This window comes from Marininema mesophilum, from assembly GCF_900106775.1.
Taxonomy (GTDB): Bacteria; Bacillota; Bacilli; order Thermoactinomycetales; family DSM-45169; genus Marininema; species Marininema mesophilum.
Genome location: NZ_FNNQ01000001.1, coordinates 246,379 through 269,263, shown reverse-complemented (window position 1 = coordinate 269,263; position 22,885 = coordinate 246,379). Strand labels below are relative to the sequence as shown.

General features: G+C 46.6%; 24 protein-coding genes. 21 read left to right on the top strand and 3 right to left on the bottom strand.

From position 1 onward, the window contains the following. Positions 1–126: 126 nt before the first annotated feature. Positions 127–690 carry a TVP38/TMEM64 family protein gene (locus BLV90_RS01090; RefSeq protein WP_091734847.1) on the bottom strand — a complete coding sequence of 188 codons (564 nt, stop codon included), beginning with the start codon at positions 688–690 and terminating at the stop codon, positions 127–129. Between the two features lie 190 nt (positions 691–880). On the opposite strand from BLV90_RS01090, the gene BLV90_RS01085 reads away from it, so the two are divergent. The 6 genes from BLV90_RS01085 (at position 881) to BLV90_RS01060 (ending at position 5,403) form a co-directional block, all read left to right on the top strand. Continuing rightward, positions 881–1,510: a TlpA family protein disulfide reductase gene (locus BLV90_RS01085; protein ID WP_091734844.1), complete on the top strand. Its 630-nt coding sequence runs from the start codon at positions 881–883 to the stop codon at positions 1,508–1,510. 32 nt (positions 1,511–1,542) lie between these two features. Further along, positions 1,543–2,256: a cytochrome c biogenesis CcdA family protein gene (locus BLV90_RS01080; protein WP_091734841.1), complete on the top strand. Its 714-nt coding sequence runs from the start codon at positions 1,543–1,545 to the stop codon at positions 2,254–2,256. Positions 2,257–2,382: 126 nt separating this feature from the next. Continuing rightward, a complete protein-coding gene (resA, locus tag BLV90_RS01075; protein ID WP_091734838.1) occupies positions 2,383–2,913 on the top strand; it encodes a thiol-disulfide oxidoreductase ResA in 531 nt (176 codons plus the stop codon). A gap of 79 nt (positions 2,914–2,992) precedes the next feature. After that, positions 2,993–3,319, top strand: coding sequence for a rhodanese-like domain-containing protein (locus BLV90_RS01070; protein WP_091734835.1), 327 nt, complete (start codon positions 2,993–2,995; stop codon positions 3,317–3,319). Next, complete coding sequence (gene cysK / locus BLV90_RS01065; protein WP_091734831.1) at positions 3,295–4,233, top strand: cysteine synthase A; 939 nt, start codon at positions 3,295–3,297, stop codon at positions 4,231–4,233. Before BLV90_RS01070 ends, cysK begins: the two co-directional genes overlap by 25 nt. A 15-nt stretch (positions 4,234–4,248) precedes the next feature. Next, complete coding sequence (locus BLV90_RS01060; RefSeq protein ID WP_091734829.1) at positions 4,249–5,403, top strand: class I SAM-dependent methyltransferase; 1,155 nt, start codon at positions 4,249–4,251, stop codon at positions 5,401–5,403. A gap of 64 nt (positions 5,404–5,467) precedes the next feature. On the opposite strand, the gene BLV90_RS01055 is transcribed toward BLV90_RS01060, so the two are convergent. Beyond that, positions 5,468–5,695 (bottom strand): DUF2626 family protein, encoded by a 228-nt coding sequence (locus BLV90_RS01055; RefSeq protein WP_091734826.1) that lies wholly within the window; start codon positions 5,693–5,695, stop codon positions 5,468–5,470. 194 nt (positions 5,696–5,889) lie between these two features. Between BLV90_RS01055 and BLV90_RS01050 the strand changes: the two genes are divergently transcribed. Beyond that, positions 5,890–6,666 carry an enoyl-CoA hydratase/isomerase family protein gene (locus BLV90_RS01050; protein WP_177167831.1) on the top strand — a complete coding sequence of 259 codons (777 nt, stop codon included), beginning with the start codon at positions 5,890–5,892 and terminating at the stop codon, positions 6,664–6,666. A gap of 209 nt (positions 6,667–6,875) precedes the next feature. Further along, entirely contained in the window at positions 6,876–7,499 is a 624-nt protein-coding gene (locus BLV90_RS01045; RefSeq protein ID WP_091734818.1) for an RsfA family transcriptional regulator, read from the top strand. A 56-nt stretch (positions 7,500–7,555) separates the two neighbouring features. Here BLV90_RS01045 and BLV90_RS01040 read toward each other — a convergent pair whose 3' ends face one another. Further along, the gene (locus tag BLV90_RS01040; RefSeq protein ID WP_245726214.1) at positions 7,556–8,032 is read right to left on the bottom strand and encodes an N-acetyltransferase; all 477 of its coding nucleotides are present in this window, start codon (positions 8,030–8,032) and stop codon (positions 7,556–7,558) included. Positions 8,033–8,352: 320 nt separating this feature from the next. Here BLV90_RS01040 and BLV90_RS01035 point away from each other — a divergent pair, with 320 nt between their 5' ends. The 13 genes from BLV90_RS01035 to BLV90_RS00975 all read left to right on the top strand — a co-directional run bounded on the left by BLV90_RS01035 (position 8,353) and on the right by BLV90_RS00975 (position 22,785). Then, positions 8,353–9,708 (top strand): acetyl-CoA carboxylase biotin carboxylase subunit, encoded by a 1,356-nt coding sequence (locus tag BLV90_RS01035; RefSeq protein WP_091734811.1) that lies wholly within the window; start codon positions 8,353–8,355, stop codon positions 9,706–9,708. After that, on the top strand, positions 9,705–9,917 hold the full coding sequence (locus BLV90_RS01030) for an acetyl-CoA carboxylase biotin carboxyl carrier protein subunit (protein ID WP_091734808.1): 213 nt from the start codon (positions 9,705–9,707) through the stop codon (positions 9,915–9,917). The genes BLV90_RS01035 and BLV90_RS01030 overlap by 4 nt, the downstream gene beginning before the upstream one ends. 31 nt (positions 9,918–9,948) lie before the next feature. Further along, entirely contained in the window at positions 9,949–10,857 is a 909-nt protein-coding gene (locus BLV90_RS01025) for a hydroxymethylglutaryl-CoA lyase (RefSeq protein WP_091734805.1), read from the top strand. Continuing rightward, entirely contained in the window at positions 10,854–11,630 is a 777-nt protein-coding gene (locus tag BLV90_RS01020; RefSeq protein WP_091734802.1) for an enoyl-CoA hydratase-related protein, read from the top strand. The genes BLV90_RS01025 and BLV90_RS01020 overlap by 4 nt, the downstream gene beginning before the upstream one ends. Positions 11,631–11,649: 19 nt before the next feature. After that, positions 11,650–13,185 carry an acyl-CoA carboxylase subunit beta gene (locus tag BLV90_RS01015; RefSeq protein WP_091735410.1) on the top strand — a complete coding sequence of 512 codons (1,536 nt, stop codon included), beginning with the start codon at positions 11,650–11,652 and terminating at the stop codon, positions 13,183–13,185. A 42-nt stretch (positions 13,186–13,227) separates the two neighbouring features. After that, entirely contained in the window at positions 13,228–14,190 is a 963-nt protein-coding gene (locus BLV90_RS01010; protein WP_091734799.1) for a ketopantoate reductase family protein, read from the top strand. A gap of 48 nt (positions 14,191–14,238) precedes the next feature. Continuing rightward, entirely contained in the window at positions 14,239–15,651 is a 1,413-nt protein-coding gene (locus BLV90_RS01005) for an MFS transporter (RefSeq protein WP_177167830.1), read from the top strand. 86 nt (positions 15,652–15,737) lie between these two features. Next, a complete protein-coding gene (gene bshC / locus BLV90_RS01000) occupies positions 15,738–17,366 on the top strand; it encodes a bacillithiol biosynthesis cysteine-adding enzyme BshC (protein ID WP_091734794.1) in 1,629 nt (542 codons plus the stop codon). A 64-nt stretch (positions 17,367–17,430) separates the two neighbouring features. After that, entirely contained in the window at positions 17,431–18,696 is a 1,266-nt protein-coding gene (locus BLV90_RS00995) for an adenosylhomocysteinase (protein ID WP_091734792.1), read from the top strand. 136 nt (positions 18,697–18,832) lie between these two features. Next, positions 18,833–19,270, top strand: coding sequence for a division/cell wall cluster transcriptional repressor MraZ (mraZ, locus tag BLV90_RS00990; RefSeq protein ID WP_091734790.1), 438 nt, complete (start codon positions 18,833–18,835; stop codon positions 19,268–19,270). Between the two features lie 14 nt (positions 19,271–19,284). Next, the gene (gene rsmH, locus BLV90_RS00985; RefSeq protein ID WP_091734788.1) at positions 19,285–20,217 is read left to right on the top strand and encodes a 16S rRNA (cytosine(1402)-N(4))-methyltransferase RsmH; all 933 of its coding nucleotides are present in this window, start codon (positions 19,285–19,287) and stop codon (positions 20,215–20,217) included. A 15-nt stretch (positions 20,218–20,232) separates the two neighbouring features. Further along, positions 20,233–20,613, top strand: a complete 381-nt coding sequence (ftsL, locus tag BLV90_RS00980) for a cell division protein FtsL (protein WP_091734786.1) — start codon at positions 20,233–20,235, stop codon at positions 20,611–20,613. A gap of 42 nt (positions 20,614–20,655) precedes the next feature. Further along, positions 20,656–22,785 carry a penicillin-binding protein gene (locus BLV90_RS00975; protein WP_091734783.1) on the top strand — a complete coding sequence of 710 codons (2,130 nt, stop codon included), beginning with the start codon at positions 20,656–20,658 and terminating at the stop codon, positions 22,783–22,785. The last annotated feature ends 100 nt before the right edge of the window (positions 22,786–22,885 follow it).

Here is a 22,885-nt window from a genome sequence, read left to right as displayed (position 1 = left end):
CTCACATTTGTTTCAGGATAGCCGACCGCTTCCAGACGCGTGGGTGATGGAAGCTACTCGCGAGTGGGAGCGCTTGATAGCCTTCTTAATATCTAAAAGTTTTTCTGAACAACTGGCTTTTATTACTTATCTGGCCAGTTTCTCTTTATTTACCGACCGCCATATCCAGGTAGCGAGTGCGAGGGAGATTACCACGAGAATAAGGCGAATACCGTTCTCTTCGATGTGCAGTATATCGAAGCTGATCAAGACTTCCAAGGCAATGGATGGAATCTTACCGAGAAGTGTTGCCAGGAGAAAGAGTGAAAAGGGAATATGGGAGAGCGCTCCAAGGAGATTGACTGCTCCAGAGGGTACCATGGGAGTGAGACGGGCAACGAATAGGGATTGAAATTGTCGACGATGAGGCCAACCTTGGAGAGCGGTTAGCCAACGCCAATTGATTGGTTGTTTGCGATAAAAACGTTGCCAACCCAACCGATAGAGAAAAAAAGCACCAGTGGCTCCCATCACTTCCCCAGCCCAAGAGATGACTCCTCCCCATAAGGGACCCCATAGCAAGACATTGGCACCAGTAATCAGGACGCTGGGCACAACTCCAAGGATATTGAGAAAAGCATTGAATAGAATGCTTAAGGGGATGGCGTACAATCCCCATTGAGCCAACCAAGTAGCAGTTTCCTGTGTCATTGTCCCTCCGTGATAAGTAGAAATATACTCTAAATCATAAGGGAGACAAACTGGCTTGCCAAGTTAAAGGCGCAATTGTCTATCTTTTGTCATTCAACTGTGGTAGGTTAAGTGTTTCATCCGTTCGGTTATAATGGGTGAGTAAGATAAGAGAACGAGGAAGATTTCGCAAGTCATTGGAGGGGTGGCCATGGGCCAAGGGGGTAAGAAATTTTGGAATGTACTTATCGGCGGAGTGTTGTTGATAGCATTAGGTATAGCGTTTTGGTCAGGTTTTTCCCAGGATAAAAAAGTATCTTCTCCCCGTCCAAAAAAGGACGTAGAAGCACCTGCCTCCAAAAAGGATGGAGAAAAAGTAGATCCTGTAGCGGATATTTTTGGGGAAAATCAGTTGGTACAAAAATCACAGGGTAAGCAGATTCCCAATATTAAGTTATCCACAGTCGATGGTAAAAACGCTTCTCTCATTCCTGGTAAAAAAGTTACGGTAATCAATTTATGGGCTTCCTGGTGCCCGCCTTGTAAGGATGAGATGCCACATCTGCAAAAGGCCTATGAGAAATACAAGGATCAAGTAGACTTTCGTATGGTGAATTTAACCACGGTAGACTCGATGAAAAAGATGAAGAACTTTCTAAGCAAAGGTAAATACACCTTCCCTGTTCTTCTTGATCAAAATGGAGATGTAGGTGAAGCATTAGCAGCTATCAATATTCCTCAGACCTATTTCGTGGATAAAGAGGGTGTCATTCTTTATCACATTAACGGTGCGTTAACTGAAAAACAGCTTCATTATATGATGAAAAAAATCACCTCTTAATGGGGATATTCCTTGGGAGAGGAGGGGACTAAATGGCAGATATTAATGTAGGGGTAGCTTTTGGAGCGGGAATTCTCTCATTTATCTCTCCTTGTTGCTTGCCCTTATATCCGTCCTATTTGTCATATATTACAGGGGTTTCTGTCAATGAATTGCAGGATCAAAAGCGGTCGTCGGCATTAAAACGAGGAACCCTGCTACATACGTTATTTTTCATTTTAGGTTTTTCACTGATTTTTTTTGCCCTTGGTTTTACGGCTAGTTGGTTAGGAGAGTTTTTTACCCAGTATCGGGATTTGATCCGTATGCTTGGTGGTGTGTTGATTGTAGCGATGGGACTTTTTTTACTAGGAGTATTTCAGCCAACCTTTTTGATGAGATCGAAGCGTTTAGAAGTTGGAAAGCGTCGCTGGGGGTACTTTGGTTCCGTGTTGATCGGGATTGGTTTTGCTGCGGGGTGGACTCCCTGCGTTGGGCCGATCTTGGTAGGGGTATTATCTTTAGCGGCGTCTCAGCCTGCAACAGGTATGGTTTATATTACAGCGTATACCCTCGGTTTCGCTATTCCCTTTTTCATCATGGCTTTTTTCCTTGGACGCACTCGATGGATACTCAAGTATTCCGAACGGTTGATGAAGATCGGGGGAGCCTTGATGATCGTAATGGGAGGACTTCTCTATTTTGATCAGATGACAATCATTACGATTTGGCTAACGGATCTCTTTGGGGGCTTTCAAGGGTTTTGACGATGGATCGTAGAGTGTTCACTGAAATTTGATATGATTTTATCTTCGGAGTAATCTCTTATGTCTATAATTGAGAAGAGATCTATCCTATCCGCGTATATCGCCGGTAAATAAGCAGGTGATTTTTTGAATACGAAGACACGATTCTGGGTGCGTCGTGTGGTGATGCTTATATTGATTGTTGTGGTTGGCTATACACTGTGGCAAGGGTTGTTTACAGAGAAGCAGAAGGCTCCATCAGTTGGTGAAAAAGCTCCTAACTTTACATTGAAAACACTGGATGGAAAAGAACTATCATTGAAGGACCTAAAAGGAAAGCCTGTTCTGCTCAATTTTTGGGCAAGCTGGTGTAAGCCTTGTGGTGAAGAGATGCCCGCTATTCAAAAAGTGTATGATAAGTATAAAAAACAAGGCTTTCAAGTAGTAGGGGTTAATATCGCAGAGACAGAAGTGGCTGTATCCGGGTTTTCTCGTGATCTCGATTTGAATTTTCCCATTGTATTGGATCAGGATCGTGTTGTAACAAAACGCTATGATGTGGGACGCCTTCCAGCTACCTACCTTATTTCCCGAGAGGGGAAAATCATTCGTAAAATGAAAGGTCAGATGCTGGAGGGTCAGATTGAAGGATATGCTCGGGAAGCCCTTTCTAAGTGAAGGGGCTTCCTTCGTTTTCAGGGATGAAACTGTCATGGTATCATGAAGGAGAAGATCGATACTTAGGAGGCAAATGATCATGTCTGATTATCCATATATCAATCGAGAAGCGCGTGAGTTGAGCGATACGTATTCCACAGATAAGGAAAATTTCATTTGGGTGGATGTGCGCACCGAGGAAGAGTTCCGGGAGGGGCATATCCCTGGATCGATCCATATTCCTTTTGATGAGATGGAAGAACGATATGTGGAGCTGGTAGACGTGAAGGAGCGGGATGTGATGCTCATCTGTCGGAGTGGGCGTCGTAGTGTGGTAGCGGCTCATATCCTGGCAGAGGAGGGCTTTCAGCATCTCTTTAATCTTAAAGGAGGCATGCTCGAATGGACGGGACCAGTGGAGAGATAAAGGTGGCAGAATGGATCACTGATATCGTAGGGCGTACTCCTCTTGTTCGTCTCAATCGATTGACTACTGAGCAGGATGCTGAGGTATTTGTAAAGCTAGAGTCCTTCAATCCTGGGGGAAGTGTGAAGGATCGAACGGCACTCAATATGATCGAGTGGGCAGAAAAAGAAGGCTATCTAAAGCCTGGCTATACCATTGTTGAACCAACCAGTGGAAATACAGGGATTGGCCTTGCTCTAGTAGGAGCTACTCGGGGATATCGGACGATTTTGGTGATGCCGGATACGATGAGTGGTGAACGGATTAATATTTTAAAGGCATATGGCGCCGAGGTAGTCCTTTCACCAGGAGAAGAGCGGATGCCAGGGGCCATCCGTAAAGCAGAGGAGATTATCGCCTCCCTTCCTGAAAGCTTTATGCCACTCCAGTTTGAAAACCTAGCTAATCCCGATGTCCATCGCCGCACAACGGCTAAGGAAATTATCTCTCAGATGGGTGATGGGCTGAATGCATTCGTGGCTACAGCAGGTACAGGGGGAACAATTACTGGGATTGGAGAGGTACTTAAATCCCATTATCCTGATGTTTTTGTCGCAGTAGTAGAACCAGCCGCTTCCCCTGTGTTGGCAGGGGGAAAGCCTGGAACCCACAAGATTCCTGGCACAAGCCCAGGATTTATACCAGCCATCTTAAACCAGAAGATCTATGATGAAATCTTTCATGTGAAGGATGAAGATGCGGCGGAAACTGCAAGGCTGATGGCGAGAAAGGAAGGGATTTTGGTAGGTCCTTCTTCAGGAGCATCTGTATGGACAGCGTTACAAATGGCTCGTCGATTAGGTCCGGGGAAACGGGTGGTATGCATTGCACCAGATACCGGGGAACGTTATCTCAGTACCGATTTATTCAGCTGAGGGGAGACAAGGCTGTTGGGGCAGGAACTTTTGCAGAGCATTGTAGCTGAAGTGACTCAATCTAAGCATGGTCGAATCCCTTTTGCACGTTTTATGGAATTAGCCCTCTACCATCCAGAGTATGGATACTATCAAACGGATTGGCAGAAAACCGGGCGAAGGGGCGATTTTTTTACTAGCCCCCAGGTAGGGGATTTATTTGGCCTTACCATAGGGCGAGGGATTCTGATCCTAGCGGAAAGCTTTCCTCCTGATCAACCATGGTTGGTAGTGGAGGTGGGCGGTGGAGATGGTCGGCTGATGGAGGGGATTGTAAAGGCAATCGAAGGAAAGGGCAATGCAGTCCAGCCAACCATTGGCATGATTGAGACCAGCTTGTATCATCGCCATCTCCAGCAAGAAAGATTGTCAGGAGTGTCACTACCTGTCCAATGGGTTTCACGACTCGAAGAGCTTCCTCAGGGGCAACCAACGATTGTGGTTAGTAATGAACTTTTGGATGCTCTTCCCTTTCATCGGTTTCGGTGGCGAGATGGGGAATGGTTGGAGATTTGGGTGGGGTGGGATGAAACGACCTCTCGCCTTATCGAGGTGGAGGGATCGTTATCCAATGAAGGGTTTCTGCCGATGTTAAAAGATCGAATGGGTGATAGGATACCTGACGAGGGAAGTGAAACAGAAATCTCTTTGGTAGGGCGCGATTGGATCCAATCGATGGGTACATGGATAGAACAGGGGTATCTGCTTACAGTAGACTATGGGGGTACAGATGAAGAGCTCTGTTCACCCCTACGAAAAGTAGGTACGGCAAGGGGATTTCAGGCTCATCAAATGGTGAGGGATTTGCTGATTTCCCCTGGTGAAGTGGATATCACTGCGGATGTATCCTTTACTTTGTTGCAAAGCTGGGGGGAGGAAGTGGGGTTTCTCCCCTTATGGTATGGAAAACAATCGCGCTTTTTGTTAGAGGTGGGTATTTTAGAAGAGATCTCTCCAGTGGTAAGCACGGATCCCTTTAGTAAAGAGGCAAAGCGCATCCGGTCCCTCCGACAATTAGCCCTACCTGGTGGGATGGGAGACTCTTATCAGGTGCTGTTACAAGGGAAAGGGGTAGCTTGTCCCGAAAAGGCACTTATTGCTGGGGATAAATTTGTTGGAATATGGAGCTAGCTGTGAAAAGCATAAATGAAAGAAGCTCCCCGTATTCGAGGAGCTTCTTTCGTGGTAAACGCTTTCAACCCACTTGAAAAAAAGACCAGTAAACGATCCCGACAAAGGAAAGTACCATATAGCCACCAAACATGAGCATGTAGGTACGTTCCGTGTAACGCATATAGCCCAACACGATAAATAATGCAGCCTGGAAATAGAAGAGGCCAGCGAGAATGTTCATGTGACCGGCCATGAACATTAGGCCAATAACGATGCACCAGAAACCTAAAACACGAAACATGCGGTCCATGTACAGCCCACTCCTTTTAAACCAACAGTATCAGTGTGGCAACCTGTGATCCCGAAGTGCATGCTCGTCCTCAAAAAATTGAGGAATCGTGCTCTGCGCGTCAACAAACATTATAACCTTCTGAATTTCGGGGTTCAAGCATTTGTAGTTTGTGTAAGTTAAGGATCAAGAATTCAATGATAGGAGATAAGCTGATGGAGACGCTCCAGGTATGGAAACAAAACGGAGTTGGTTGGATTTGTTTTCACCGTCCCCAGGTGAGGAATGCGGTAAATCAGAAGATGATGGAGGAACTAGAAGGTCAGTTGACCTTGATGGCCAATGATGATGAAGTAAAGGCACTTGTTTTTACTGGAGATAAACAGACCTTTGTATCGGGCGGTGATTTAGAGGAATTTCATCGCCTCACGAAGGAGGAGGAAGTATTCCCCGTTATGCATCGAATGGGCCTTTTACTTGAGGAGATGCGTAATTTTGGGAAACCTACAGTAGCCGCCATCGAAGGAACTGCTGTGGGAGGAGGTTGTGAGATCGCTGCTAGCTGTGACTTCCGGATTGCGGCAGATGGGGCTATGCTTGGCTTTATTCAATCCACCCTTGGAATTACTCCAGGGTGGGGTGGAGGCACTCGGTTGCTAGAAGAACTTCCGCGTAGTCAGGCACTATATCTCCTATTATCCGGGGAACGCGTCCATGCATCCAGGCTTCATACATGGGGCTGGATTCACGAGGTTTTCCCTCAGGAAGGATTTACAGAAAGGGTACAAGAGTTCACTGAGAGAATCTCCGCGGCGCCTCTATCTACGATTCAAGCGATTCTATCCCTTGCCAATGACAGCCGGAGGGGTGTATCGAGGAATGAATTAATCAACAGAGAAGCTCGTCATTGTTCACGATTGTGGGAATCGGATGAACATCATCAAGCAGTGGAAGCATTTTTAAAAAGAACAAGAGGAAGCAAAAAATCATAAGGTTGTAAGTGATCCGATAGGGACGGGTTAAACGCCGTCCCTCTTTCATGGTCTTTTCTTGCTTAAGCAAGGCTACGTATAGGAGAAGAGGGTTTCGGATATAAAAATACTAGTTACATATACTACGATTTATACCAAATGCATACAGATAGAACAACTGGACTTCTGTGGGCTTACGGTGTGAACAAGGATTGGAGGTTATTACACTTATGGCTGTGAAAAGGCAAGATGCATGGACACCAGAAGATGATATGGTGCTGGCAGAGGTAACCTTACGACATGTTCGTGAGGGAAGTACTCAATTAAATGCCTTTGAAGAAGTGGCAGAAAAATTGGGCAGAACACCAGCTGCATGCGGGTTTCGGTGGAATAGTCTCGTTCGTAAAAAATATGAAGCAGCGATTCAGATAGCAAAATCTCAACGGCAGCAACGAAATCAAGAGCGGACGGTCCAAACAAGGTCTCGGATTATCAGTGACGGGTTTCAAGTACAAAATGATCGTAGTAGCTCCCTTGACTCCATCATCCGTTATTTACGGCAACACAAAACGGAAGTCTTGGAGATGAAAAAGCGGCAACAGGATCTTGAACGAGAGATCGAGGATCAAGAAAAAGAGATTCAAAAATTATCCCGTGAAAACGAGGATATGAAGGGCCGACTGGATCTCGTACAGACAGATTATCGTGTTGTGAATGATGATTATAAAGCATTGATTCAAATTATGGACCGTGCCCGTAAGTTAGCGATATTGGATGAAGAGGATGAAAATGTGATGAAAACACGGTTCCGTATGGAATCAAGCGGAAATTTAGAGCGAGCGGATAAAGGATAGTAAAACAAAATCCCCCTATTGAGGGGGTTTTTGTTTTGATTAATCAAGGCTTGATTTCAAGTCTCCTGTAAAGTAACACCAACGGGGAGCCAGACGAAGGGGTTTTCTCCGCGATCCCGTACAGGATCATAATTTACAGGTTGGAAGCCCATTTTTAGCCAAAATTCATCGGAACGACAGCGAGCATTCGTCTTTATTGGCAAACGTAGGCTTTTCGCGTGTTCGACAAGTAATGTCCCAAGATCTAGCTCTCGGTATTGCGGAAGTACCTCTAACTTCCATAATTCGTAATAGTCCTGGGGTGGGCTAAAAAAGCGATCATACTTCGCATCGATGCGATAAAGGCTAATACGGGCGACTAGCTTGTCCTCATCATAGATTCCATAGAAGGGTGAATTGCTGTCATTTTCGATCATGTTGGCCTGTAAGTCGTCCAACATGGATAGCTCCTGCAACCCATATTCACGGAATTTTTGAAACTCTTCTAATGTCTTATAATTGATTTTCAACCGTTCGACGCGGTATTGACTCAAGGTTTTATACCCCTTTCTTATCACCCTAACTTGCCTCCTATTATACATGATGAAGGAGACTTTGAAGAGGGTGTGATTTCTGGTTAGAGTATCGGGCTTTTTATGCTCTTTTCCAATACTATTGCTATGTAAACATAGGAAACTTCCGAATAAAAATTATCGGAGGAGAAGGGATTAGCCCGGAAATTGTCGAAAGAATGTGTTGGATCTCATCGTTCTAGCAAGGAAGAGGACGGGATCTCTTTCTATGTTCAGGGTTGTTTTTACTGGATATAATGAATGCGTTAGCATAAAGGAAGACAGGGAAGGGGTCTTGAGTAATGCAAAAACTGTTGATCGCTAACCGGGGGGAGATTGCCCGCCGGATCATGAAGACGTGCAGAGAACGGGGCATTCGGACAGTCGCTGTCCATTCTGACGTGGATGCGGATCTACCCTTTGTACTGGAAGCGGATGAATCCGTCCGGATCGGTCCACCATCGGTAGCCCAGAGCTACCTAAATGCAGAAGCTATCGTAGATGCGGCTATAAAGACGGGTGCGGATGCGATCCATCCAGGATATGGCCTATTATCGGAAAATGCGGATTTTGCTCGTCGAGTACGAGATGCAGGGCTACTCTTCGTGGGTCCTTCTGCAGATGTGATCGCCGCTATGGGGGATAAAGTAACGGCTCGGCGTAAGATGGATGAAGCAGGCATTCCTATCGTGCTGGGTACGGAGGGGGTGCAGGATGTAGGGGAGGCTGTACAAGAAGCAAATAGAATGGGCTACCCTGTGATGTTGAAAGCCAGCGCAGGCGGAGGAGGGATCGGTATGCAGATCCTGGACTCAGAGGAAGCTCTTGTGCAAGCCTTTCCAACTCTGCAGGGACGTGCTCAGGCGTACTTTGGAAATGAAAGCCTTTTCTTAGAAAAATTTATCGCCCATCCTCGCCATGTTGAAGTGCAAGTGATGGCGGATCAACATGGGAATGTGATCCATCTTCTAGAACGGGAATGCTCCGTACAAAGGCGTAATCAAAAAGTGGTTGAAGAATGTCCTTCACCCTCGATTCGACAAAAGACCCGAGTGGCGTTATGGAAAGCTGCTGTGCAGGCGGCACGGGCAGTGGGGTATAGCGGAGCAGGAACGATAGAATTTTTAGTGGATTCCGAGGAACGCTTCTACTTTTTAGAGATGAATACGCGTCTTCAGGTGGAACACCCTGTGACCGAGATGGTGACGGGACTGGACCTAGTGGGCCTGCAGTTGGAGATCGCTATGGGTCATAAGTTACCGCTCAGCCAAAGGGATGTCCGCAAAGTTGGACATGCAATTGAATATCGCATTTATGCAGAAGATCCCCTTCGCTTCTTACCATCTCCTGGGAAGGTAACCTCCTTTGTCCCACCTTTGATGGAAGGGGTTCGGGTGGATGCAGGTGTAGAGACAGGGAGTCAAGTGACGCCTTTTTATGATCCGATGATTGCAAAATGCATCATTCATGGTAAGGATCGTCAAGAGGTTTTAAAGCGGAGTAAAGAAGCGCTGTCTGTTTTTCAAATTGAAGGGATCAAACATAATCTTCCGCTATTTACAAGAGTTCTAGACTACCCTGATTTTGTGGATGGAAATTATAACACATCATTGCTAACAAAAATGAATGATCATGTAGGGAAAGGAATGGAAAAATGAAACAAGTACAAGCGTCGATGGCAGGCACTGTATGGAAAGTGCTCGTAGCTGTAGGAGATCAGGTGGAAATCGGTCAAGATGTCATTATCCTAGAATCGATGAAAATGGAGATTCCTGTCCAAGCAGAAGCGGCAGGACAGGTGAAAACGATAAAAGTGGAAGAAGGCTCCTATGTAGGAGATGGCGAGGTGATGATTGAACTGGAATAGTATGAATGTGATTGAAAGGGAGGGGTAGAAAATGGCGGAAGTGACGATTGTAGAGGTGGGCCTACGGGATGGCCTGCAAAACGAAGAGACTATTTTATCCACTACAGTCAAACAACAACTAGCGCAGATGTTGATCGATGCAGGAGTTAAAGAAATAGAAGCGACCTCCTTTGTCCATCCGCGCTGGATCCCGCAGTTGGCAGATGCCGCCCAACTAACCGAGGGATTACCCCGACATGAGGGAGTCTGCTATCGGGTGTTAGTCCCCAATCGCAAGGGCCTAGAGCGCGCTGCTGCAACAGGAGTGGATGAGTACGCCGTCTTTTTATCTGCCTCAGAGACCCATAATCAGAAAAATATCAATAAGAGCATTGCAGAAACCTACCCGATTCTTGCAGAGACTGTTGATCTAGCGGTAGCAAAGGGAAAGCGGGTACGTGGTTATGTATCTACCGCGTTTGGATGTCCTTATGAGGGAGATGTCTCGCTGGCAAAGGTTATCGAGGTATGTGAGAAGTTACTGAAGATGGGTGTGTATGAGATTTCCCTCGGGGATACCATCGGGGTAGCAACCCCCAATCAGGTGCGCGAAATGTTGAAAGCGCTAACAAAGGAAATTCCGGTAACAAAAGTAGCTGGTCACTTTCATGATACGAGGGGGACTGCTCTCGTCAATGCTTATGTTGCTTTAGAAGAGGGTGTAAGGACTCTCGATACTTCCTTTGGTGGATTAGGTGGATGCCCCTATGCCCCAGGAGCAGCTGGGAATATGGCAACAGAGGATCTTGTTTATATGCTAGAAGGGATGGGTGTAAAGACGGGAATCAACCTTGCTAAGTTATGTGAAGTGAGTCGATATGCAGAAGAACAACTGGGTAAACCCCTTCCGTCTAAGGTGCTACAAAGTGAAGGGTTGTGTGAGGAGGAGGTTGAACAGTGAAACTGGTGGAATGGGAGCGACGGGAAGGGATTTCGGTCATTACTATCTGTCGTCCCGAAGTGTACAATGCCCTCAACTTCCCTATTTTACAGGAGCTTTCCCGGATCACAGAGGAGCTTATACACTCTAAAGCGACCCGGGTTGTGGTCATTACAGGAGCAGGGGATAAGGCTTTTTCTGCCGGAGCGGATCTAAAGGAACGACGTGGATTTACAGAGGATCAGGTGCGTCGTTATATATACACCATTCGCGAATGCTTTAATAGGATTGCTCACTTGTCTAAACCGGTAATTGCAGCGGTGAATGGTGTTGCCCTTGGTGGAGGGATGGAGCTGGCCTTGGCCTGCGATCTTAGAATTGCGGATGAACATGCTGTTTTTGGGCTTACGGAAACTTCGCTAGGAATCATTCCTGGTGCAGGTGGAACCCAGCGTCTCGCTCGCTTAGTAGGAAAGGCAAAGGCTAAGGAAATGATCTTTACGGCTCGGCGTCTTACTGCCGAGGAAGCGATGGATATGGGGATGTTGAACCAGGTGGTACAGGAAGGGGCCTTGATGGAAGAGGCGATGAAACTGGCTTCCATGATCAATGAAAATGCCCCCCTTGCTCTTGCCCAGGCCAAATATGCGATTGACTATGGTGCGGAAACCGATTTGGTAACAGGACTTGCTCTGGAGACCAAGGCGTATGAAACGTTGATTCCGACCAAAGATCGCCTTGAGGGCCTGGATGCATTTAAAGAAAAAAGAAAGCCCATTTACTTGGGTGAGTGATTCAAAGGGAGTGGAGATCATGAACGAAACCACACTAAATACGTTACAGAGTCGGACAGAAAAAATCCAAGAAGGTGGAGCACCCAAGTATCATGAGAAATTAGCGGAGCAAAACAAATTGTTCGTCCGTCGGCGTCTCGAATTATTATTTGATGATGATTTTCGGTTGGAGGATGGGTTGTTTGCCAATGGAATGGATGAGAGCCTACCCGCTGACGGTGTTGTGACAGCGATAGGGCGTGTAAATGGCCAGACAGTTTGTGTAATGGCTAATGATTCTACGGTAAAAGCAGGTTCCTGGGGTGCGAGAACAGTAGAAAAGATTATTCGTATCCAGGAAACTGCTGAAAAGATGCAAGTACCTCTCATCTATCTCGTTGACTCAGCAGGTGCACGGATCACCGATCAGATCGAGATGTTTCCAGGTCGACGGGGAGCGGGACGGATTTTTTATAACCAAGTGAAACTGTCGGGTCAAATTCCACAGGTTTGTATCCTCTTTGGTCCTTCTGCTGCAGGGGGAGCTTACATTCCTGCCTTTTGCGATGTCGTGATCATGGTCGATAAAAATGCCTCCATGTATCTGGGTTCTCCCCGGATGGCAGAAATGGTTATCGGGGAGAAAGTTTCCTTAGAGGAAATGGGTGGCGCGCGTATGCACTGTAGTATCAGTGGTTGTGGGGATGTGTTGGCTCCTGATGAGGAAGGGGCGATTGCCTCCGCTCGTCGTTATCTTTCCTACTTCCCGTCTAATTACGAACAACGCCCTCCTCGGTTAGAAAGTAAAGCCGTCGCACCTGGTAAAAGAAAGCTCTCAGAGATTGTACCTGATAATCAAAACATTCCCTTTGATATGCTAGAGTTGATCGACTCCTTAGTGGACGAAGACACCTTCTATGAGATGAAGAAACTGTTTGCGAAGGAGTTAATTACGGGCTTTGCCCGGATCGATGGTCAACCTGTAGGGATCATTGCCAACCAGTCCAAGGTAAAGGGTGGCGTTCTCTTTATCGATTCTGCGGATAAAGCGGCTCGTTTTACGACCCTGTGTGATGCTTTCCGTATTCCCCTTCTCTTTTTAGCCGATGTTCCTGGGTTTATGATTGGCACCCAGACAGAGAAAGCGGGGATGATCCGCCATGGAGCGAAAATGATAGCTGCGATGTCAGAAGCGACGGTGCCGAAGATTTCTATCGTCATTCGGAAGGCATATGGAGCTGGACTTTATGCGATGGCTGGTCCTGCATTTGAGCCAGATTGCTGTTTAGCGTTACCAACAGCTCAGATTGCTGTGATGGGACCAGAGGCAGCTGTCAACGCTGTATATAGTAATAAGATTGCTCAGCTAGAAGGAGACAACAGGGCCAATTTTGTGAAAGAGAAGCGAGAAGAGTATCAGCGAGATATTGATATTTACCGCCTAGCTTCTGAACTGATTATTGATGGAATTGTACAGCCGGATGACCTGCGCGAGGAAATAATTGGTCGTCTACAAGCCTACGACGGAAAAGAAATATCCTTTAGCCGCCGCCGTCATCCCGTATATCCTGTATAATCTCTGCGATGATTCCCCTCACATCTGTGAGGGGAATCTGTTATGATAGGTGAACAGAAAGAGGGAAGGGTGGCGCTCAATATGGAAACTGCCATCTGGGGAGCTGGTTCTATTGGCCTTTTATGGGGGGCGCGGTTGGCCCTCGCAGGGGACAATCCGGTGATAATTACCCGAACCGAAGCACAAAAGGAGCGTCTTCTTCAAGCGGGCCTACGTTTTCAAAATCGGTCAGCGGATATAGAGAAAGTAAACCTTCGCGCCCAATGGGCGGAAGAGGTCACAGGCTCATTTGATCGCATTATCCTTACCGTGAAGCAAACTGCGGTTGCTTTATTGGTTCCAAGGTTGATTGAGCAGTGTCATCAGGGGGCAATGCTTTACCTCTTTCAAAATGGAATGGGTACCGAACGCTTGTTGTTAGAAGATATTCCTAATTGCCGATTATGGCGGGGGACTATAACAGAAGGTGCCTTAAGAGAGAATGATATCTCAGTAATCCATACTGGAGAAGGAGAGACATATCTAGGACCTCTCTTAGAGAATACAGAGGTTGATGCAAAGGAACTCGATTGGATCGAGGGCTTAAAAAATAAAGGGTTACCTGTAGCCTATGATCCTCAGGTTAGCCTACGCACCTGGAGGAAGTTGGCGATCAATTGTGTGATTAATCCCTTGACGGCTCTCTTTCAGGTGACGAATGGAGAATTGCTTCGTTTGAAGATTTTTCCTACCTGGGTCGAACGCATTCTTTCTGAAGTGGTGAAGACGGCTTCTCATGTAGGGGTGGATCTTGACTACCACCAGTTGGTTGTTCAGGTTAGGCACGTTTGTGAACAGACAGGGTCGAACCGATCTTCTATGTATGAAGACCTTCGTCAGGGTCAACCTACTGAAATCGATTTTATTAATGGATATATCGTATATATCGGGAGAGAAAACGGGGTGCAGACACCCTGGAATCAGTACCTGCATGAAAGAGTTCGGTTGGCAGAAAAGGAAGTATAGCCTACAAAGGACTCGAATATAAGTAGGTAGGACGAGGGAGCGATCCGTGTGCTATCGAAAAAGAATCCTACACTCGACGCATTTATTATCGCTATATTTTTAAGTGCGCTCGATATTGGCGTTTTAGCACCTGCATTAACGGTTATAGCCTTAGATCTAGAGATTCCTATTCGTGCGGTTTTTTGGGTGATCGCTCTTCACCTTGCGGTTTTTGTACTGGCTTTACCATTGATGGAAGCGTGGGGCGCAAAAGCAGGAAAAAGGGGGTGGTTTTTAGCCTCCCTTTTAGTGTACGCCGCTGCTTCCTTAATTGCAGGAGATAGTAAAGGTTTACTCACGTTAATTATCGGGAGAGTCGTTCAGGCTATGGCTGCTGGTGGAATTGTACCCATATTGTCTGAAGAGCTAGGACGAATGCTAAAATGGCAAAGTAGAAAGTGGCGGTGGACAGTTCAAGGAATTCTGGCGGCCTTGTTGATATTAACCCCCTTTCTTTCCTCTACCCTGACTTGGTATCTTAATTGGCGCTGGTTGTTTTGGATCAATATCCCGGCTGTGTTGGTGGTTTTTGTGATTAGCTTTCGTTTTCGATCAACGGGACGGTTGCGAACACCCACACACCATATCCATGGCGTGATGTATTTTGGCGTGATTCTACTTTCGATGATGATGGCCATTGCCCAATTTAATCCTAGTAAAGGCTGGGCGGCATTGGTCGATCCCTCTTTTCTCCCATTTGCTATCTTGTCACTAGGACTAGGTGTTCTAATGATGATGGTAGAAAATGTATCGGATCGCCCTTTTTTTTCGATGCAACTATTTACTGATAGACGACTTATGCTGTTACATGGTGTGATGGTCCTATCCGGTATTACTTGGTCAGCCATCGTTCTGGTACCAGGTTGGATGGCGGAGGTTTATCAGCACCCTACTGGAACAGGTGGCATCTTTTTGACGGTGGTAGCCTGCTCGGCTTGGTTAGCTCTCCCATTGGCTCAACGGGTTTCTTTGCACTGGGGATATCGTGGTGTATTAATTATTGGTTTTTTTGCCTTAGCATCTAGTTACTTTACCCTCGCTTTTGCCTTAGAGCCTGTGGTGTTAACCAGTATTCTGGTGGTACTAGGCTTTGGCATGAGCTTTACCTTGATTGCACCGGTTCATGAATTAGTATTTGAAGTGATTAGTTATCGCCAGATGAAAAAAGGAGTTATGGCGATTGGCATGTTTCGTGCAGCGGGGACTGCTCTGGGATTAATTGCGATGGGCCTCTCATTCTTTGCAGCGACTCCGATGATTACAGCGAGTACCACCATGGATGTAGTGGGCATTCCTCAACTGTGGAAACACAGCTATCAAATGGGCATGCTAATAGCAGGCAGTTCTGCTGTATTAGGTTTTATCTTGGCCCTGTGGTTGCCAGTGCCACAAAAAGAGTTAGTGAAAGAGAAAAATGGTTAAACCGGTTTCTCCCTCGTTTGTTTAGTGGTAGGAGAGGGAAGAGAATAGGTGTTTTTATATGATGGGTGGAAGAGAAGGGATAACACATGAGAATAGAGGATATCTATCTAGAATCAAGCAATCCATTATTTCGAGATTATCTGCAGACATTTCAGAAGACCATAGACTTTTATACCTACGATCCTGGTGATGACACAGCTTTTTCTGTACGGGCCCATCGATTATCCGAAAGAGTTCAATCAGCCCCTCGACACGAGTTAGTAAAGGTGCTACGCCAGTACCATGGAGAGGAACTCACGAGTTCAGAGGTTGAAGCCAACCTGAAGCGCTTGGAAGATCCTAGAAGCTTGAGTGTAGTAGGGGGGCAACAAGCTGGATTATTTATGGGTCCACTTTACACCCTATATAAGGCGATCACTCTCATTCAGTTGGCCTCGCGTGAGGAGCAACGTTTAGGTCGTCCTGTCATTCCGGTTTTCTGGATAGCGGGGGAGGATCATGATATAGAAGAGGTGGATCATATCCATCTATCCCTTCGCAAGGAGTTAGTGAAGCTTCAGATCGACTTGGGGATTGAAACGAAGAAGCGAATCTCGATCAGTGAGATTGAGTTAGATGACCAATTGGATAAGATGTTGGAACAATTGGCCAATCTGCTCCCAGATACACCGCATAAACAGGGGTTATTGGAAGAGATGCGTCAGCTAGCCTACCAACCCTCTAGTATCTCCCGTCATTTTGCGCGCATGATGCATCGTTTGTTTAGCCCTTTTGGATTGATTTTTATTGACTCGGCCTATCCTCCTCTGCGCCAATTAGAGGTGCCTTTTTTTGAGTGGTTAATTCTGGAGGCAAAGCCGATATCCGATCGAGTGCTGGCGACAGCAGGTCGACTACAAGAGAAAGGCTATCCCTTGCAGGTAGAGCCTGAGGAGGGGCGTGTCCATCTCTTTTTGCGGGAAGATGGAGAACGGACAGCTCTTTATTTAGACGGTGAGGGTTTCAGGAATCGTGAAGGAGATCAGCGTTGGTCGCGGCAGGAAATCCTACGACGCTTATATGATCGACCAGAGGACTTTAGCAATAATGTGGTGACACGTCCCCTGATGCAGGAGTTTTTGTTTCCTACCTTAGCGACTGTCTTAGGGACTGGAGAGATTACATATTGGGCGTTACTAAAGAGTGCCTTTGAACATGCTGGTATGGAAATGCCCATTCTCTATCCACGAGTGGGGGTCACTCTGATCGGGCCGCGAGAGGAAAAGTGGCTTCGTCGTTATCAGTTAACTCCGTACGCGGCGATCCACCATTTAAAGGAGAGAGAGCAGGAGTGGCTTGCTACACAATATCAAGTGGATGCTGAACAAACGTTTGCAAGGATTCGGCAGAGAGTTGAGGAGATCTATCAGCCACTGCTGGGTGATTTGAGAGGATTGCGTAGTGATTTAGTAAATAAGGGTGAAATGAATCGAGAACGAGTCCTGCGTGAGTTTGGATGGTTGGAGAACGAAGTAAGAAAAGCATTAGCTGAGCGGAGTGCTACAGATGGAAATCGTTTTAATGAGCTGGCTTTATATCTATGTCCAAATGGGATGTTACAAGAGAGAGTACATAATGTGCTTCCTTACTGGAATCAATACGGAGAAAATTGGATACGGCGATTGGGGGAAATTCCGCTTCTTTCCAAGGAAAGCCATCGGGTGGTATACTTATGATGCTCTATGAAGTGTGTTTTTTGTTGTGGTATAAAAAAGCTGATGGAGACGTGTTATAAGGAGGATGAAAATGAGTTCTACGCTGGAAAGTGTGGTAAGTGATCGAAGTTTGGCTCCCCAAGGGCGATTGAAAATTGACTGGGCTCGTCAACATACGCCAGTGATGAACCGCATCCGGGAGGAGTTTATCGCGGAAAAGCCTCTTGCTGGAAAAAAGGTAGCGATTGCCCTCCACTTGGAAGCTAAAACGGCTTGCCTCGCGGAATTGCTCCGGGATGCTGGCGCTCAAGTGACGATTACGGGAAGTAATCCATTATCGACGAAAGATGATGTGGCTGCCGCATTGGCAGATGCTGGAGTCACCGTTTTTGCAAAGTATGATCCGACACCAGAGGAATATCGTCAGCACCTGATGATGACATTGGAGACAGAACCGGATCTCATTATCGATGATGGTGGAGATTTGATTGGTGTCTTACATGCCGAACGCCCGGATCTACTTAAAAAAGTAAAGGGTGGTTGTGAAGAAACCACAACTGGAATCCTTCGCTTACGTGCCCTAGAAAAGATGAAGGAACTGAAAGTTCCGATGATTGCTGTTAATGATGCTTACTCTAAATTTCTCTTTGATAACCGGTATGGTACAGGCCAGTCTGTCTGGGATGGGATCAATAAAGCCACTAACCTGGTCGTTGCTGGGAAGACCGTGGTGGTGGTTGGTTATGGATGGTGTGGCCGCGGGGTAGCCATGCGGGCTGAGGGATTAGGTGCTCGGGTGATCGTTACTGAAGTTGACCCCATTAAGGCGACTGAGGCGCATATGGAAGGGTACACCGTATTGCCGATGAAAGAAGCTGCAAAATTGGGAGATATCTTTGTAACGGTGACGGGGAATAATAAGGTACTCTCCTCCTCCCACTTCGCTTTAATGAAAGACGGGGCCATTATGGCCAATGCGGGTCATTTCGATGTAGAGATTGATAAACTAGCTCTCGAAGAGTTGGCAATGACACATCGCACGGTCAGACAAGATATCGTGGAGTATGAAATGGAGGATGGTCGTCGATTACATCTACTTTGTGAGGGTCGATTGGTTAATTTGGTGGCTGGGGATGGTCATCCAACAGAAATTATGGATATGACCTTTGCGCTGCAAGCGCTCTCTATCATTTATGTAAGTGAAAACTATGATAAAATTGGCCCGAAAGTCTTGGATGTGCCGTACCATATTGATGAGCAGGTGGCTATTTTTAAATTGGAATCTCTTGGGATTTCCATTGATGAAATGACAGAAGAGCAGGAAGAGTATCTCGCTAGCTGGAAGGTATGAGATTTTAAAAAAGAAGATATTGTAAAAAATCCTGTGCTCCAAGTGCAGGATTTTTCTTTTTTCTGTGGTATACTACCAGTGTGGTGAGAAGTGGTGGGAAGTGGGGAATAAGGGGGAGCGAAGGGGGTGTAGTGGCGTGTTCATGGGGGAGTATCGACACTCCGTCGATGATAAGGGGCGTCTGATCGTTCCTTCCAGGTTCCGGGAAGAACTGGGAGAGACTTTTGTTGTTACCCGTGGACTCGACCATTGCCTCTTTGTCTACCCAATGCCCGAGTGGGAAAGACTGGAGCAAAAGATGAAGGCTTTACCCTTCACAAAAGCAGATGCGCGCGCGTTTACCCGTTTCTTCTTTTCTGGGGCTACGGTTGCCGAATTGGATAAACAGGGGAGGGTGAATATCCCTGGCAATTTGAGGGAGTTTGCTAAGCTTGTTAAGGATTGTGTCGTGATTGGTGTATCCAATCGTGTGGAGATTTGGAGTAGAGAAGCGTGGGAAGTATATTACGAGACCTCCGGTGATTCCTTTAACGAGATTGCGGAGAAATTGGTCGATTTTGATTTGGACTTGTAGAGAGGTTGAATTCATTGTTTCATCATGAGACGGTCTTAAAAAGAGAAGCAGTAGAGGGGCTTCATGTGCGTCCTGACGGAATGTATGTGGATTGCACCCTTGGTGGAGCCGGTCATAGTCACTTGATTGCCTCGGTGTTGAACCAAGATGGGGTGCTAATCGGGATTGACCAGGATGATAAAGCACTAGCGGCAGCATCTAAGCGATTACAGGATTCACCTGGTCAAATTCACCTTGTTAAAAGTAACTTTCGGCGGTTAAGTGCTGTACTGGATGAATTGGGAATTGAAGCGGTAGATGGTATTTTGTTTGACCTAGGAGTCTCCTCGCCACAATTGGACGAGGGAGAACGTGGATTTAGTTATCATGTAGATGCTCCGCTCGATATGCGAATGGATCCTGAGGGAGAGCTGACAGCCTTTGAGGTAGTCAATGAATGGCCTGTTGAGGAAATTGCCCGCATTCTTTTCCGATATGGTGAGGAGAAATTTGCTAGGCGAATTGCACAGCGGATTGGGGAGTACCGTTCTCAGCATCCGATTCAGACCACACGAGAGTTGGCAGAGATTATCAAAGAGGGGATCCCTGCCGCAACGAGAAGAACTGGCCCTCACCCTGCCCGTCGTAGCTTTCAAGGGATTCGCATCGCGGTGAACGATGAGTTAGAAGCTTTTAAAGATGCAGTTGAGCAAGCCATTCATCGTTTAAAGCCGGTGGGGAGAGTGAGTGTGATCACTTTCCATTCGCTAGAGGATCGTATCTGTAAAAAAACATTCCTGGAACATGCACAGGGCTGTACTTGCCCACCAGATTTTCCAGTCTGTATTTGTGGACAGAGCCCCATTTTAAAGGTCATCACCAAAAAACCGACCCTGCCGTCACCGGAAGAGACGGAGCAAAATCCGCGAGCCCGGTCGGCGAAGTTGCGAGTTGCAGAAAAAGTGTAAGGAGGGTCACTATATATGAGAGAGTACCGGGGAAACGCTTCGACCGCCTTCCAACTAGAGAGCCGGCCGAAAAAGGCAGATCAGAGAGAGAGACAGCCGCGTAAGCCGGGGTTCCCTGTAGGAGAGAAGCTGCTGTACCTGTTTAGCGTGGTCATCTGTGTCGCACTTGCCCTTTTAGTTTTGTCCCGCTATGCGGCGGCAACAGAGCTCAGTATGAAACTATCAAAGGTGGAACAGGAAGCTTCTCAATCGCAGGAAACTATTCAAGAGTTAGAGTCACAACAAAAGGAGTTGAAGAGCGGGGAGAGGATCCGCCGGTACGCTGAAGATCGGGGCATGGTGCTCCAAGAAAAAAATAGCCTTGGACCATCTTCTTCCGTGGAATCAAGTCGATAAACATCGGAGGCGCGGCCATGAGTGGAACAAGGAGTGTAACGTGTGAATCCGACTAAAAAACAAAGAAAGATAAGATCACTGTTCGTTGGGATGGGCTGTGTATTGCTCCTGGCGGCAGTGGTCTTTCGATTGTTTTGGCTCCAGACTGTCGATGCTTCTTTTTTACGCGAACGAGCGCAACATATCTGGGAGAAAAAAGAAGTGATTAAACCCAAGCGGGGAGCAATTGTCGATCGAAATGGGAATGAACTTGTCCAAGAAGTAAAGATGTATTATATTGCGGCGGACTTGAAACTGATTAAAAGCAAACGGAAAACAGCCGAAAAATTATCACCCTTACTTGGAATTCCTGAGGATGACATCTATGAAAAGTTAAATCGAAAAAAAGTGAATCAGGTGGAGTTGCGGAAGAAGGGGAACTATAAGATTTCCCAGAAAAAACGGAATAAAGTGATGGATCTTGATTTGCCTGGGATCTATGCGATTCAGACAACAGGGCGTAAATACATAGAAGGAGATCTAGCAGCCCACGTACTTGGCTTTGTCAATATGGAGGGACAACCAGTGGGCGGTCTTGAACAGAAGTATAATCGGACACTAACCGGAAGTCCTGGGAAGATGAGCTTCGCAAAAGATGCCAAGGGTTATCGAGTTCCCAACCAAGCAGAGAAGTTTCGCCCCGCTGATCCAGGAAAAAATCTTACACTGACTCTGGATCGAGAAATCCAGCAGCTTATGGAGAATCAACTGGATCAGGTGATGGCACGCTATCAAGCGAAGGGGGCAACAGCAATCGCTGCTGATCCAAAAACTGGAGCGATTCTAGCGATGGCTAGTCGACCGAACTTTGATCCCAATCGCTTCGGAGATACCTGGGATTCAGATACGAATACCAATATCGCTGTCAGTTCTCAGTTTGAACCGGGCTCTACCTTTAAGATCGTTACCCTAGCCGCTGCTATCGAGGAGAAAAAGTTTGATGAGCAGAAGAAATTTCCATCTGGTTACACCGAAGTAGAGGGACGTAAGCTCCGAGATTGGAATAATGTTGGCTGGGGAAAGATTTCGTTTGCAGAGGGGATCAATCTTTCCAGTAACGTGGCTTTTATCGAGTTAGGAAAGCAGCTTGGGGGAGATCGATTGTCTCGTTATATTGATCGTTTTGGCTTTGGGCGTATCACGGATCGGGTGGGTCGTCCTACAGGCATTGATCTCCCGTATGAAGCAAAGGGAATTTTTTATGGTTATCAGCCCCTTCGCAAATTAGAGTTGGCAACAACAGCCTTTGGACAAGGGATTTCGGTAACTCCTATCCAGCAGGTGATGGCAGTTTCGGCTGTAGCCAATGGGGGTAAACTGTACCGGCCCTATATAGTGGATCATATTCAAGACCCTGTGACAGGAAAAAAGATAAAGAAAATCAACCCCTTTGCGGTTCGCAAACATGTCATTTCACCCTCATCGGCAGCAAAGGTACGAAAGCTATTGCGTGATGTAGTTGTAAAGGGGACCGGGAAGGAAGCAGATGCCCCAGGCTATGATATAGCAGGTAAAACGGGAACGGCCCAAAAGGTGGCTCAGGGCGGAAAAGGTTATGATCCTGATGACTATATCGTTTCCTTTACGGGATTTGCCCCTGCTAATAATCCCCGTGTTGTTGTATATGTGGCTGTAGATGAGCCCCAAGGAGATAAACACGGTGGAACGGTAGCGGCTCCTGCTGCCCGAGAAATTATCAAGGGTGCAATCAACCAATTAAATGGAAAATCGAAAAAGGAACCGACAGGAAACATATCTCAGAAAGAGGTTATGGCTGGTAAATGGAAAGGGAAACCTGTCGCATCACTAAAAAAATCCCTAGAGAAAAAGAAGGTCCGCACATATATCCTTGGTAGTGAGGATAAAGTAATTGCCCAATATCCTGCACCGGGTGATCGAATCATTCGAGGCGGAGGAACGGTCTATCTAGTGACAGAGGAAACAAAATCCCTCTCGATGCCGGATTTGCGCGGAAAGTCACTCCGAGAAGCAATGGATGTCAGTCGCCTGATCGGCTTAAAACCAAAGGCAGAGGGTGAAGGGTTTGTCATAGGACAATCGATTCCTCCTGGTGATCCCATCTTAGATAACCAACATATTCAATTAAAACTAAAACCACCCAAGTGGCAGTAGAACTGTCTCCATAAGGAGACAGTTCTTTTTTGCCAGGCGTAAACCAAAACGCATCCTCACCAATGGCAAGTCTACCTTTTGGATAATCAGCATGTCTGTT